General features: G+C 33.0%; 13 protein-coding genes and 1 other annotated feature. Of the genes, 2 read left to right on the top strand and 11 right to left on the bottom strand.

The genetic code is table 11. The annotated features are described in order from the left end of the window. From proB to LC076_RS09295, 10 genes are all read right to left on the bottom strand, one after another. On the bottom strand, positions 1 to 1,116 hold the full coding sequence (proB, locus tag LC076_RS09340; RefSeq protein WP_226667957.1) for a glutamate 5-kinase: 1,116 nt from the start codon (positions 1,114 to 1,116) through the stop codon (positions 1 to 3). A 242-nt stretch (positions 1,117 to 1,358) separates the two neighbouring features. After that, positions 1,359 to 1,592: a binding site (T-box leader), on the bottom strand. Positions 1,593 to 1,722: 130 nt separating this feature from the next. Continuing rightward, a complete protein-coding gene (locus tag LC076_RS09335; RefSeq protein WP_226667955.1) occupies positions 1,723 to 3,063 on the bottom strand; it encodes an MATE family efflux transporter in 1,341 nt (446 codons plus the stop codon). 261 nt (positions 3,064 to 3,324) lie between these two features. After that, a complete protein-coding gene (locus LC076_RS09330) occupies positions 3,325 to 3,897 on the bottom strand; it encodes a TetR/AcrR family transcriptional regulator (protein ID WP_226667953.1) in 573 nt (190 codons plus the stop codon). A gap of 103 nt (positions 3,898 to 4,000) precedes the next feature. Beyond that, positions 4,001 to 4,711: an MBL fold metallo-hydrolase gene (locus LC076_RS09325; protein ID WP_226667951.1), complete on the bottom strand. Its 711-nt coding sequence runs from the start codon at positions 4,709 to 4,711 to the stop codon at positions 4,001 to 4,003. Positions 4,712 to 5,021: 310 nt separating this feature from the next. Then, on the bottom strand, positions 5,022 to 6,695 hold the full coding sequence (locus LC076_RS09320; RefSeq protein ID WP_226667949.1) for a glycoside hydrolase family 13 protein: 1,674 nt from the start codon (positions 6,693 to 6,695) through the stop codon (positions 5,022 to 5,024). A 297-nt stretch (positions 6,696 to 6,992) separates the two neighbouring features. Continuing rightward, positions 6,993 to 8,012 (bottom strand): LacI family DNA-binding transcriptional regulator, encoded by a 1,020-nt coding sequence (locus LC076_RS09315; protein ID WP_226667948.1) that lies wholly within the window; start codon positions 8,010 to 8,012, stop codon positions 6,993 to 6,995. A 146-nt stretch (positions 8,013 to 8,158) separates the two neighbouring features. Beyond that, a complete protein-coding gene (locus LC076_RS09310; protein ID WP_226667947.1) occupies positions 8,159 to 8,974 on the bottom strand; it encodes a carbohydrate ABC transporter permease in 816 nt (271 codons plus the stop codon). Then, positions 8,974 to 9,834, bottom strand: coding sequence for a carbohydrate ABC transporter permease (locus LC076_RS09305; RefSeq protein ID WP_226668540.1), 861 nt, complete (start codon positions 9,832 to 9,834; stop codon positions 8,974 to 8,976). Before LC076_RS09305 ends, LC076_RS09310 begins: the two co-directional genes overlap by 1 nt. A gap of 285 nt (positions 9,835 to 10,119) precedes the next feature. Beyond that, a complete protein-coding gene (locus LC076_RS09300; protein WP_226667945.1) occupies positions 10,120 to 11,442 on the bottom strand; it encodes an ABC transporter substrate-binding protein in 1,323 nt (440 codons plus the stop codon). 597 nt (positions 11,443 to 12,039) lie between these two features. Continuing rightward, entirely contained in the window at positions 12,040 to 12,291 is a 252-nt protein-coding gene (locus LC076_RS09295; RefSeq protein WP_226667944.1) for a GlsB/YeaQ/YmgE family stress response membrane protein, read from the bottom strand. 178 nt (positions 12,292 to 12,469) lie between these two features. Between LC076_RS09295 and LC076_RS09290 the strand changes: the two genes are divergently transcribed. Both LC076_RS09290 and LC076_RS09285 read left to right on the top strand, forming a co-directional pair. After that, positions 12,470 to 13,084: a YesL family protein gene (locus LC076_RS09290; protein ID WP_226668538.1), complete on the top strand. Its 615-nt coding sequence runs from the start codon at positions 12,470 to 12,472 to the stop codon at positions 13,082 to 13,084. A 427-nt stretch (positions 13,085 to 13,511) separates the two neighbouring features. Next, a complete protein-coding gene (locus tag LC076_RS09285; RefSeq protein ID WP_226667942.1) occupies positions 13,512 to 14,219 on the top strand; it encodes an SGNH/GDSL hydrolase family protein in 708 nt (235 codons plus the stop codon). 289 nt (positions 14,220 to 14,508) lie between these two features. On the opposite strand, the gene LC076_RS09280 is transcribed toward LC076_RS09285, so the two are convergent. Beyond that, positions 14,509 to 15,261, bottom strand: a complete 753-nt coding sequence (locus tag LC076_RS09280) for a sugar phosphate isomerase/epimerase family protein (RefSeq protein ID WP_226667940.1) — start codon at positions 15,259 to 15,261, stop codon at positions 14,509 to 14,511. Between the last annotated feature and the right edge of the window lie 130 nt (positions 15,262 to 15,391).

The raw sequence follows: 15,391 nt of genomic DNA, 5'->3' as shown, positions 1-15,391 counted from the left end.
TCATATTCCTCCTTTTACTTTCACCCATTTATTTCGATGAATAACAACAATTGATGAAATAACTTCTTCCTTAGTTAACTCATCACTTCTCTTCCCTAACATTTTCCGTAATTCTTCTGCGGAAAACAAAACCTCACCTTTACCAAGTAAACCATTTGGACCAACAACTTCCACAACATCACATTGTGCAAAATCACCTTTAAAATCATATACTCCAGCAGGTAAGAGACTTTTCCCTTTATATAAAAGTGCATCTTCAGCACCTTGATCAACATAAAGTGTACCTGTTACTTCTGAATGAAATGCAATCCATTGTCTACTATTGTTTATTGACGATAACCCATCTTTTTTGCCAATATATGTACCGTCACCTTTTCCTTGTAGAATTTGAATTAGCTTTTGCTTTCCTTCACCTAGTCCGATAAACACCTGTACACCAAGAGATTTAGCCGTTTTAGCTGCCATAAGCTTAGATTTCATTCCACCAGTTCCTACCTTAGATCCAGTACCCTGTGCAGCTTGGAGCATATCATCAGTTACTTCATGTAAATAATCGATTTTTTTCGCTAACGGATTTGTGCGAGGATTAGAGTCATATAAACCATTAATATCTGTTAAGATGATTAACTGATCAGCATGTATAAGACCACTAACAAGAGCTGATAGCATATCATTATCTCCAAATGTTAACTCTTCTACAGAGACAGTATCATTCTCATTAATAATCGGTAGAATTCCTCTTTCCAAAAGTTCACTTATCGTTGCATATGCATTTTTGTATCGCTCTTGCTTAGAGAAATCATTTCTAGTTAACAAAATTTGTGCTGGCTTTATATCAAATGCACCAAATTTTTCAATATACGATTGCACTAATAAACCTTGTCCTACAGCAGCAGCAGCTTGCTTGCCTTTTAATGTAATTGGACGTGAAGGATATCCTAAATGTGCAAATCCAGCTGCGACTGCACCTGATGAAACGAGTAAAACCTCATGCCCAGATTCACGAAGTGCTGCAACTGCTTGAACATGATCAGATAATTTCGTTTGATCAATTTGTCCTTTCGCATTCGTGAGCGAACTACTTCCTATTTTTATGACAATTCGCTTTTTCTCCATTTCTACTTTCCTCCGCTACTGTATTCTTTATTAGAACGTTTTATTTTAAGGCTCTTTTCTGAAAAAATTGTTGCTAATTGCCTAAATTATCTTTTAAAAAAAGAGACTTTATAAAGTGCTGTTTCCTTCAAAATTGTCAAAGCAAAAAAGTTTACGAAAACAGCCTATATTAATGATCGAACTTATACTTAAGCAAATAAACCCGTTATTTTTTCTATACAAAAAGCCCCAATCATCCTAAAAATAAGGACGAAAGGAGCTTGCTTCCGTGGTACCACCTTGATTGGATGTATTATCTATATGTAAATAAATAATACATCCCACTTCATCCTAATAACGCTAGGAACACGCTTATGTTTGCACAAGACTCAAAAGGTAGGTTCAGTGGCTTTTACATTATGAAGTCTTTCAGCTAATAAACTTCACTCTCTGAAAAGAAAAGTCCCACATACTAGTCCTTTTTTATTCGTTCTTTATATTTTTTAGCATTACAAAATGCAGAAAATCTTATCGTAATATGACTGCTCAATTTTACATTATTATGCCGAGTATTTTTAATACTGTCAAGGGTATAAAGAGTATTTTTCGAAAATTTAAAATTCAATTTTAGCTACCTTCATGAATAACTTCTTTCTTATCCCAATTTCCAAACTTATAATAACTAAATGCAATCACACTGCTAACGATAAAGCTAATTCCCATGCCAATTGCAATACCATCTTCTCCAAGCCATTGTGAACATAAATAGGATAGTGGATAACGGAGTAACCAGAATGAAAGAATGTTTAATAATAGCACTTGGAACATGGCACCAGCAGCTCGAACAATTCCATTAAGAATGAAATTAATGCCTAAAAAAGGATAAAAGAAAGCAACTAATTGCAAATAGGATTGTCCAAAAAGCAGGGATTCTTTGTCATCTATAAATAATCTAATGGCCGATTCCGCAAAGAAAAATACAATTGAACTGATAACTAAAATAATACCAAAGGTAAACATCACACCAAATTTGGCAATTTTATGCACACGCTCCCATTTATTTGCACCAATATTTTGGCCTGCCATACTATTAACAGCAGTTCCTAACGCCATTGCCGGTAACATAATTAAACTATCAAGTCGTTGTGCTGCTCCAAATCCAGCAACAACATTGTCCCCAAATGAATTGACAACACTCATAATTGCCATAACACCTGCAGAAATAACCATCATTTGTAATCCAGATGGAATTCCTAACTTCATAATTGTCTGCGCTTCATTCATTTTAGGAACCTTCGGAAAAGTAAACGGAACTAACTGACGTTTTATCGTATCGAAAATACCATAAAGAAAGGCAATACCTTGAGACAATATTGTTGCATATGCAGCTCCCTCAATTCCTAGTTTAAAAACATATAGAAAAAGTGGATCAAGAATAGCATTCAATATAACTGCAATCACAACATATCTCACTGGTGATTTACTATCACCTAAAGATCTCAATACAGTACTTACAAAATTATAGCCAAATAAAAAGATAATACCGATAAAATTAATTTGTAAATAGGCGCTTGCATCTGCAATCATTGATGGCGGAGTACTGAGTAAAACTAAAATCTTCTCTGATGAAAAGAAACCTAATACACCAAGAAGACAAGATAGAAAGAATAGAAGGACGACGAACGCATTAATATAACTTTTTAAACCTTCATCATTGCCTTTTCCTTTTTGTTGAGAAAGAATTGTTAAAGCAGCATTATTCACACCGATAATAAATGATAAAATTGTAAAGATAACCGTGCCTGATACAGCTATCGCACCAAGTGCATTTGCACCCAATAAATTCCCAACCCATAAGCTATCAATAAACTGAAAAGATATTTGTAGCAGATTTGTCAGCATGATCGGCAATGAAAAAATCCATATTTGCTTAATTATATTACCGCTCGTAAAATCGTGTTGATTCATGCTTTACATCCTCTCACTTTGATCCTTTCATGTTATCACAGCGGCCTAGCTTGTTGCACAGCAGATGCTCTGGAATATATTATCGGTTTCAAATGACGATAAGATTTTTTTAATAATAATGTTTGCTATAAAACTACTAGTTAATGAAATTTGTCCAGTTGATTAGTGAACCAGACCCAGAAAAAAAGAACTACATTTTTTTCCTGGAAAGCGAATGACTGTTGAGGAAATCCAAACGTTTAACATAATAAAGTAGCTACCCTATTTTTGCTTCATTATATGAATACCAGCTAAAAAACTCTCAATTAACAGAAATAAACTTTTATCCAAATCAGTCGGTAATCCGAATGCACCTTTTTGTTCAAGAGATGAAAAGCCATGTAATATACTTCTTAACCCTCGAACAGCATGAATAACCTCTTGATCCTCTAATCCATATACACTTAAAATACGAATAGAAAAATCAACAATTTTTTCTCCTGCTAACTGAATTTCACTATCCTCTGGATTTGGTGCAGATAATGTTAATTCATATAATCCTGGATGATTCCGCGCAAATGAAAGATAGGCTTTTGAAACCGCATGAACAGCTTCATCTCTTGAAAGACCCATTGCAGACTTTGATATGTGACTATACAACTCTTCTAACCCATGGAGAGCTAACTTCTTCTTTAATCCTGTTAATCCATCGATATGATTATATAAGGATGGAGACTTAACTGTTAATTGTTTTGCTAAAGTTGCAAGTGTTACGGCCTCAATGCCCTGTTCATCTGCAATATTTGTTGCTGCTTTTAAAATAGTTTGTAAATCAAGACCAATTCTTGGGGACATGTTACCTCTACCTTTCTTTAATTGTTAGTTTTGAAGTGTTAATCACTTAATAAAACAATTGTACATTCTTAGATTTTCAATTTTAATTAAGGAATCTCATGAATTATTTATTAAGGTTTTCCTCTGCTTTGTCAATTGATTTTTGTAAATGAACTGAAGGAGCTTCAATCATATGTCCGTGTCCTACTGCTAATAAACTAGGAGATAATCCCTTTATTTTTTTCACACTTTCAAGTGCTTGTTTTTTATTCCAAGTGGCCATTGCTGGGAAAGGAAAAAGTGGGCGAATTTGTCCACTTACCGCTACTCCCCCTCTAGTTTGTATTGCATCACCAGCAATAATAGCACCACTTCTAGTATCAAAAAGACTGATTGAACCTGGTGTATGGCCAGGTGTTAAAATAACCTGTAACGAACCTATTTCATCGCTATCTTCTAAAAGCTTTTCCGGTGTTACGTTAATATCTTTAGGAATTCCGCCTTTAATAGGTGTTTGTGGTTCATGTTGATCTAATGAAGTATCTCCTTTTAACAACCGACTGTCTCGTAGTGAAATCGATAACGGAACCTTCGGGAAGTTACTCTTTAATTTATTTAAAGAACCAACATGATCACCATGTGCATGTGTAAGTACTATATTTGTTAGTGGTTTTCCTAATTCTTTAATGACTTTTACAATTCCTTGATAACTGCTCGGTATTCCTGTATCAATTAAGGTAAGTTCATTATCTTCTTCGAGAATATAGCAGTTTACAGGAAAAAATCCTGGTAAAAAGGTCAATTGAATGAGATCCCCATTTCTTGTTACTTTCATTGAAATTCCATCTCCCTTAATATAATCGCTCATTAAAACTAATATCATTAGTTTTAATATATACTAAGACCATTAGTTTCGCAACTAATATTAAAATGTTTCCAGCCTATTTAAGAAAAGAATATGGTGACTATGAAAATCATTAATATTAATTTCCAGGGAAAAAAGCACCTTTTTCCTTGGAAATCTAAAAATATGAATTTTTTCCCTCTATGGATGATTGTTAGATGGCACCAACAAAGTATAAATTTAAAATTTGAGATACTAAAAAACACAAAGATGGAGTCTCATCTTTGTGTTTCTTAACCGATTATACGCGATATACTCTTGTCTCGAAAGGCTTTAAAGTTAAAATGTTCATGAAATCATGGGTATCTACTTCATAGTTTGAAAGAAGTAGTTGATTCGATTTTAAAGCCAAGTCAAGGTCCTCATCCCATGTCACAGTCTCAGTTGTTAAATTTGAAAAAACAACTACTTTTTCATCACCTAATGTACGTGTATAAGCATAGATAGAAGGATGTTTTTCAAGAATCAAATCATAAGTTCCATACGTAAAAATGTCATCGCTTTTCTTGAGTTTGATCATTTTTTTATAAAAATGTAGAACCGAAGCTTCATCTTGTTGTTGTTCTTCCACATTGATTTTTTTATAATTCTCATTTACACCAATCCATGGTGTACCTGTTGTAAAACCAGCATTTGGTGCACTTGACCATTGCATAGGTGTTCTTGAATTATCGCGACATGAAGCCCAAATAACTTCCATGATCTCATCATGTGATACACCTTCTTCACGTTTAAATCGATACATGTTTTTTGCAGCTACATCGTTATATTCCTCGATCGATTCAAATTTAACGTTTGTCATACCAATCTCTTGTCCTTGGTAAATAAACGGTGTACCTTGCATAAGAAAATACATAGTTGCAAGAGATGTTGCACTTTCAAACCAATATTCTTTGTCATTTCCCCAAGTTGAAACAGCACGAGCTTTATCATGATTTTCTATGAAGAGTGCATTCCAACCTTTGTTTTCAAGTGCTTTTTGCCAGTTGGTTAAAACTTGTTTTAAGCCAAGAATATCTAAGCCTTTTTTCGATTCCGCATCCCATAATGCTAAATGTTCGAATTGAAATACCATATTGAATTTACCTTTATCTTCACTAACCCATAACTCTAAATCTTCTTTATTATCAACCTTTACTCCATTTGCTTCACCAACAGTCATAATATCGTATTTTGCAAAGGTTTCTTTCTTCAATTCATCAAGGTATGTGTGAATACCTTCAACATTCATATGTTTATCAAATGAAGAAACATATTTTTGACCCTCAGGGTTGGGCATATCCAATAAGCCTTCTTCTTTATTAATATGACTAATCGCATCAACACGGAAGCCATCAATTCCCTTATCAAGCCACCAGTTTATCGTATCGTATAAAGCTGTACGTACCTCTGGATTTCTCCAATTAAGGTCAGGCTGCTTCGTTGAGAATATATGAAGATAATACTGGTTCGTTTTTTCATCCAATTGCCATGCCGATCCACTAAAGATACTTTCCCAGTTATTCGGCTCTTGACCGTCTTTTCCATCACGCCAAATATACCAGTCACGTTTAGGACTTTCTTTTGATGATCTTGATTCAATAAACCATGGATGCTCATCACTAGTATGATTGATTACTAAATCAATAATTAATTTCATTCCACGCTTATGAACCTCTTCTAATAGGAGATCAAAATCTCCCATAGTACCAAAATCATCCATGATGTCTTGATAATCACTAATATCATAACCATTATCATCATTTGGAGATTTGTACATTGGACAAATCCATATTACGTCAATTCCTAGATCTTTTAAATAATCTAACTTTGAAATCATTCCCTGAAGATCACCTATACCATCTCCATTAGAATCCATAAAACTTCTAGGATAAACTTGATAGGCTACTGCCTCTTTCCACCATAATTTTTTCATAACTATGCCTCACTTAACAATGACTTATTTTTTTAAAAAGATATTTAATCAGCTTTTAACTGTAGATAGATTTCGGATTTCATAAAATAAAACTTTATTATTATAACCATATTTCTATACAATCAAATGTTACAACTAAATTTTAAGATTTCTTTATAATGAGATTTTCTGTAAGATTGTTCCTAATTGACTAAATGATGCTTTAAAGTAGCTAAAATAAAAAGCAAGAGGATAATTGATAAAATGTACGTATCATTACATTTTTATCACTCATCCTCAAGAAAGTATATGATATAGTTATTTCTTCTGTTCACATGACTTGCGCTCAATGAACTTTGTAGGAATCGTAATCCTTTTTGGTAATGTATCTGGTATACTTATTTTTTCGAGTAAACATTTTGTTGCTTCATAACCCAGCTGATAAATACAGATATCAACAGAAGTTAATGGTGGTTTTGAATGCTCAGATAACATCAAATTATTAAAGCTAACAATTGAAATATCTTCTGGCACACGAATATTCATATCCTCTAGATGGCTTATCATCTCATATGCAATCAAATCATCTTGAGTAACAAGAGCTGTCGGGGGATCACTTAGGTTCATAAGTGATGCAATTGCTTCCCTGCCATTTTCTTTAATAAAGTCTTCATGCACCATATACTCATCATTAAATGGGATTCCTGCATCTTTCAACGCCAACTTGTATCCATTTAAGCGATCTATTGTTACAACAAAGTTCGTACTACCTCCAACAAAAGCAATATTACGATGACCTAGGTTGATTAGGTAATTCGTTACTTGTTTTGTAATATGAATATTGTCGTTATCAACATAAGATACCCGTTCTTCATCTTCATCTGGCCTACCGACAACAACGAATGGGAAATCCGATTTTTGTAAAAACCTCATTGTTTTATCATTAATACGAGAATAGAGAAGAATAACTCCATCGACTCGTCTTCCTAACACCATTGAAGTCACTTCATGATAAATCTCATCTTCCGTTGATCCGGTAGAAAGATATATACCATACTTATTATCATGTGAACTAGTACTTATCCCTCTAAGTACTTCTGGGAAGAAAGGATTTTGAAAAGCATAATATGCTGAATTAGGCATGATTACGCCTATTGCTTGTGTGCTTTTTGCTGCTAAACTTCTAGCTTGTAAATTAGGATGATAACCTAATTCCTCCATCACTTCTCGAACTCTTTTTTTGGTTTGTTCACTTATGCGGGAACTATTAGCAATAACCCTCGAAACTGTTGATGGTGCTACATTCGCTAGCTTTGCTACATCTTTAATTGTAACCATTGGTGCCTCCTTACCAATTACAGGGTGATAAACAAAATGTGATATCTATTTGATTCACCATTTGTCACACCCTTTCCTGCTTGCAAAGAAAAATACTTTAGCCGTCGAGAAGGATGTGGGAACGATTTCTCATTCTTTAATTTAGATTATTTAACTGCACCTTCAGATATACCTTTTATAATTTCACGTTGTGCAAAGAAATAAACGATAATTACTGGAATGATTGCTATAGTTAGACCTGCAAGAGCTAAATGCCATTGTTTCGTATACTCTCCAAAGAAGAAGAACATTTTCAATGGAATCGTTTGTAAACCTTCTTGGTTAATAACTAGTGATGGTAATAAGTAATCATTCCAAATATAAATGATGTTTAAAATCGCAACTGTTACAGTGATCGGTTTTAAAATCGGGAATATAATATGCCAAAACACTTGAAATTTGTTACATCCATCAATAATTGCAGCTTCATCCAAGGATTTAGAAATACCAGTTAAGGTACCGTGGAATAGGAAAATTGATAAACTACTTCCAAACCCTAAATACATAAAGATTAAGCCTACACGATTTAACATTTCTACCTGACCAAAAACTGTTACGAGTGGAATCATAACTGATTGAAAAGGAATTAACATCGCTGCGACAAATACCATAAATAAAATTGTACTAATTTTACTTTTGTTACGTGATAAAGCGTAAGCAGCCATAGATGAGAAAATAATAATGATTAATACACTTGTTACTGTAATAACTAATGAATTAATAAATGTTTGAATAAAATCAAGTTCTTCGAAAGCTTGAATATAATTATCAAACGTAAATTCTTCAGGTAAACGAATAACATCTGAAAATATTTCTCTTTTTGTTTTCAAAGAGTTAACAATCATTAGATAGAAAGGTGATAGCCATAAAAGACCTAATAAGATTCCTAATATCTCAAGTGAAAATGGATATTTGCTTCTCATTACATTTCAACCTCCCTTTTCTTATTAATATAAACTTGAGTCAAGGCTATTACTGCAACAATGATAAAGAACACAACAGCTTTTGCTTGTGCATACGCCATATCTCTTTCACCAAATGCTGTTTTAAAGATTTCCATCGCAACCATTTGTGTAGAGTTATAAGGTCCACCTGCTGTTAATGAAAGGTTTTGATCATAAAGTTTAAATGAATTTGATAATGTTAAAAACATACTAACAGTAAATGCTGGTGCAACTAATGGGAAAATAATATATCTTAAGCGTTGGAATGGCCCAGCACCATCTATTTCGGAAGCTTCTAACAATTCACTTGGAAGTCCTTCCAAATATGCGATATAAATAATCATGATATAACCTGACATTTGCCAGCTCATTAAGATAACTAATCCCCAAAAACCAGTTTCAGTTGTAGATAACCAGCCTTTTAGACTTTCGATACCAAACATATCTCCAAACCCAGAGAATACTTTAATAAAGATAAACTGCCAGATAAATCCTAAAATTAGTCCACCAATTAAGTTTGGCATAAAGAAAACTGTACGTAGGAATTTACTAGATTTAATTTTTGTTGTTACAATTAACGCTAAACCTAGTCCGATTATATTCGTTAACATAACCGATACAACTGAAAATTTCGTCGTAAACCATAGTGAATCTAAAAATTCTTCGTCCTTAAAGGCGTCAATGTAATTTTCAAATCCTAGGAATGACCCAGCTTTTATTCCATTCCAATCAGTAAATGAATAGTATACCCCTATTAATAAAGGTAAAATAATAACCAATGCTAATGCTAATAGGACCGGTGCTAAAAACAACCAATATGATAGATCCTTTGTACGCATCATGTTTTATCCCTCCAACATATGATAGCTTTTTTAAGTTTCTCTGTTAATCTTATTGTGGATTTTTTAATGCGAACTAGAAATCCGCTCTGTTTTTTCCAATAAAGAAGGTTAACAAAGGTATATAACGTCCATTTCATGCTGTTCTATAAGACGCTTCATAATAGAAGGTGAATGCTACCTTCTATTATGAAGTGGCTTATACAATTTTCTTCATTAAGGTTATTAGTTTGTATGAGCAAACAAAGTAGCAAAAATCGCTACTTTGTTTGCTCAAATTCTAACTTATTCTGCTCTTGCTTCTTCCCAAGCAGCTTTTGAATCATTGATTACTTCTTCCCATGTAGCTGCATCGCTCAAATATTTTTGGATGTTAACACCAAGTTCATTTTGAGCCCAGTTTAATGGATATCCACTGAATGTCCAACCAATTGTTTTTCCTGCTTCTGCATACTCATAAATTGATTTTGAAAGTGGATCTGTAATTTTTGAAGCATCATAACCTTCATAAGCTGGAATGAATTTAAAGTCGCTAACTACAGCTTCTTTACCTTCATCAGAAGTGTATAACCAGTCTAAGAATTTTTTAGACTCTTCTACTACTTTTTCATCTTTGTTCTTATTTACAGCCCAGTACATTGGAACACCTACTGGAATTGAATCTTCTTTATATCCTGGAACTGGAATTGGTAAAATACCAACTTTATTGTTAGCTAACTCTTCATCAATACCTGCGATTGATCCGTAAACCCAGTTACCTTGTTGAATAATAGCTACTTTACCTGTAGAGAATAATTCTTCTACTTGTTGTGAATAGTCAAGACTTACAACAGGTTGTACTGAGAATTTATTTTGAAGATCGATAAAGTTTTTCATTGCATCTGCATATTCAAAAGCAATTGTGTCAGACTCATAAGCTTTAGTCACATTGCCGTCAAATTCAGGAGCGATGAATGCATTCGCTAAATGTTGACCAGTTACCCAAGTTTCTTTAGCAGGGAAAGCAAATACTGCATCTAAACCTAAGTCACCTTTTTTCTCATCTAACGTTGCAACAGCTGCTTCTAATGAAGCCATATCTGTAATAGTTGCAGGGTCAACTCCTGCTTTTTCGAAAATTTCAGTATTGTAAATTAAACCATAACCTTCTTGGTTAAATGGTAATCCATATGCTTTATCTTCTTTAGTAACACCGTCAAGAGTTCCTTCAAGCGCAACTTCTGCTGCAGCTGTATCTGTTAAATCAGCTAAACTATCTTCCCAGTCAATAACATCAGTTGGACCACCGATATTAAAAATTGCTGGCTCATCACCTGAAGCAAATTTAGATCTTAATGCAGCACCATAATCTTCTCCGCCACCAACAGTTTGGATATTGATTTTAACGTTTGGGTTTGCTTCTTGATATTGCTCAGCAACCGCTTCAAACTGGTCTTTAAATTCTACTTTAAATTGGAAAATATCTAATGTTACTTCTTCTCCTTCTGTTTCTTTACCACCGTTGTCTGTACCTTTTGTTTCATCTGAACCGCCAGAACAACCAGCAAGTACAACGCTTACAAGAAACATAATAGAGAAAAGCCCCAAGAATAATTTTTTACTACTCATTGTTTTACCCCCATTTTTTTATTTCGCTTTAAGTTAGAAAAACGTTTGCACAAATTTCGAAAAAAACATAGATTCTACTGTAATAAGTTAACCATTATATATTAGTATAATACTAGTTATCTTATTTTATATTTATGTAATCTATGTGCAAAATGATGTGAAATCGTTTGCACTAACCTTGCAATAAAAATATAACACACAATTTTTATCTGTACAATATTTTTTTGAAAAAAATTTAATAGTTTATTAGTTTATTAATAAATAATAAGAAAAGAACATGATTTTAACCTCTAGATTCAAGGAAAAAGAGGGTTCTACTTTTACATGAATCATATAATGAATAAAAGATCTTTAGAATTTACTTACATTTTACGAACTGTGTGACTATTTACGTAATCTACAAATTAGCTCCTAAACGATGATATAATTTCTTAAACAATTGGCCATGTTAAAGCTTATAATTTATTTCTGTTGCTTTTATGGTGATTTCCCGGAGAAAGTATATGTCTTTTACGAAATTCAACAAAGTTCAACATAGCCATAGAATAAAAAAACACTTTAATTTTTTAGAAATTAAAGTGTTTTTTATAGATCTTATTATTTTTTTCTAACTGCTTTCATAATAAGAGCTACTACGAAAACGACGATGATCGCTCCAATTAATGCAGGGATAATTGCGATACTAGCTAAAGTGGGACCAAAATCTCCAAATAACTCTCCACCTAACCATGCTCCAATTATTCCTAATATAATGTTACCAATAACTCCACCTGGAACATCTCTCCCAAGAATTAAACCAGCTAGCCAGCCAATGATACCACCGACGATTAAATAAAGTAAAAATCCCATTATTACAACTCCTCATTTTTTCTTATTTATGTTCGTTATATTCCCAGTTTACGATCTAAGAAAACCTCTATATAATACGTAGAGTAATAAAATTTATTTTTTCGAAAAAAAGACCTAAAAGATTTCAGGATAAATAACCCTTTAGACGATATGAAAGGATGTTTTAGATTTGGGCTCAATGGACAAGTTATACAACGTAGCTGAGTGGATTATGAGACTATGTATTGTGAATTTATTATGGATTTTATTTACGATATGTGGATTCGTTGTTTTTGGATTGTTTCCTGCTACAGCAGCTATGTTCTCTATTACACGAAAATGGACGTTAGGAGATTTTGATGTTCCTCTTTTCAAAACGTTTTGGCAAGCATATAAAAAAGAGTTTCTTCAAGCTAACGTATTAGGTATTATTTTTTATATTATCGCTGGTTTACTATATATAAATTTTATGTATACTAAATCACTTACAGAAGGATCTTCAATATTATTTATTGGTGGATTTTTCTCACTATGCTTATTTTTTATTATTCTGCTTATTCATATCTTTCCACTTTTCGCACATTATAAATTAACAACTTTTCAATATATAAAGCGTGCTTTTCTTATTGGACTAATTAAACCACTAAACACTTTATTAATGATTGTTGGCTCTTATGCCATCTTCTATATGTTATCTTCACTACCTGGTCTGAATTTTTTCTTTCTTGGTAGCTCAGTTAGCTTTTTCTTATCTTGGGTGTCAGTAAGAACTTACAAGAAATTAGAGCAAAAAGAAGCTGAAAGCAGTTTATAAAAAAGGCGCTAGAACTAAACACTTAATGATAAAGCATATACGATCTGATCTTATTCATTCAAAGAAGGCTATCTGTTCATTAGAACAGATAGCCTTCTTTTTAATTTCTCAATCAAAAGAATGATGAAAAATACATCCTTTCACTGTCGTTAAATATGAAATTTTTCCCTAAAATGAAATCAAGATATCATTAAGGAGGACTTTCATATGAAGCTACTTAAAATAATAAACAATTCCAATAGTAATATTTTACTTAGTATTTTTTATGTCACATTGATTTCTTTCTTATCCTTCTTATCTCCATAAAGGTAGAAAGTTAATACAAGTTTCGAGTAAGAGCAAATTAGTTTACAGAATTTTAGTTTTCGTTATGATTGAAGTAATGCTAATGGATTAAAATTGACTTACAATTAAAGAGGTATGATAAATGAAAATTGTGTGCTTTGGAGATAGCCTTACAAGAGGTGTCTCACTAGTAAAAGGGAGATTAAGAATCTTAAAAGATAGTTATCCAACTTCCCTTCAAGATTTATTTTCAAAAAATAAAGATCATGTTAACGTCATTAATAAAGGTGTTTTTAATGATAACTCCGACTTACTTTTAGAAAGACTTGAAAAGGATGTTATTCATGAAAATCCAGATTATGTGATCGTTGGTGTAGGAGGCAACGACTGTAATTTTAATTGGGAAGAGGTTGCAAAAAAACCTCTAGAGGAACACAATGCAATCGTTCCGCTTGATCGTTACTTGAATAATATAAAAACAATTATTGGACAAATCCATCAAAGTGGAATCACACCCATCATTTCAACTCTACCACCGTTAGATCCGGTTCGATATTATAAAAATATCTCAGAAAGATATAGTCCTGCAATTAGTCACTGGATTAGCCAGGTCGGCGGGATAGATTATTGGCATGGTATTTATAACCACCATCTAAATTTATTAGCTGAAGAATTGAATATTATGAAAATCGATGTAAGAACAGGTATAAAAAAAGCAGGCAACTTAGTAGATTTAATCAGTGATGATGGTATCCACCTTACTGCGGAAGGATATAAAGCTTTAAGTACTGAAATTCATCAAAATTTGACTCAACTAACTAGCTTAACAAACAAAATCAAGTATAACTAAACAAAAAAAGGCTGGGACATAATTTAATAATTAACAAAAATTCCGAACAAATTATTAGCATAGCGGATGAATTATACGTAGACTCCTGTGGGATCAAGCATCGGCTAGATCCCACAGCGCTTAGCACGAAGAGGCTTGACTGCTTCCCCTGGGAATGCGGAAGATATATCCGGAGCTACGCAGCTAAACATACAACCATTGCTCGGTTTCTATTTTGTTAAAGTACTTTTGTCTCAACCTCTTTTTTGTTTTAATACTTAGTTGGTTATTTCTAACCGAAAACCAAAAATTATTTTAAGCCCCTTAGATAATTCAAACTAATCTCAATACTTTCAAAAACAGGACGACGGCATACATCTTGCTCGACAATCCACCACTTCACATTCACTTCATCACCTACTGCGAGGATTGCTTCAAGATCAACACCACCAGTTCCAAGCTCTGCAAAGAATTTCTCTTCATCTGTTGTCATATCTTTCAAATGAACTATAGGTGTACGAGCTTTATAACGTTTTATCCACTCGACAGGATCTTCATTAGCTTTTGTTAACCAATAAACATCTAGTTCTGTCTGAACATTCTCTTCTTTTGTATCATCAAATATTGATTCAAGTGCGCTTCTTCCATCTTTTAATTTCTCAAGTTCAAAGTCGTGATTATGATAGCAAAGTGTAATTCCTTCACCCTTAAGCTTTTCGCCAGTTATATCTAAAAAGGAAATGAGTGATTGATAATCCTCTTCACTTCTTTGATCTTCTGTTAAATATGGACAAACTACATACTTGCTTCCAATGATTTTTTGATCTTCAATTACTTGATCTAAGTTATTTTTTAATTCATCTAATGAAATGTGACTTGATGCTGCTTTTAAATTGTTACGATCTAACAGCTCTTTTACTTCTTTAGCACTTAACCCTTCAAATCCAGCAAATTCTACACCTTCAAAACCAATCTCAGCAACTCTTTTAAGAGTTCCAGCGAAATCTTTTTTCGTTTCCTCACGTAATGTATATAATTGAACGGCTACAGGAATTTTTGACATGTGTTTTATCTCCTTTTTTCACAAATATTTTTCTTTATTAAATAGATAGCAAGATAATTTTAAGAGAAACCTTTCATGTTTTTTCCGAAAAAATTTTAGAAATGAATTCTCTATCAAAAATGGTGATTAA

The organism is Metabacillus litoralis, assembly GCF_020524045.1.
GTDB classification, from domain to species: domain Bacteria; phylum Bacillota; class Bacilli; order Bacillales; family Bacillaceae; genus Metabacillus; species Metabacillus litoralis_C.
This window is presented reverse-complemented; position numbering and strand designations above follow the sequence as displayed.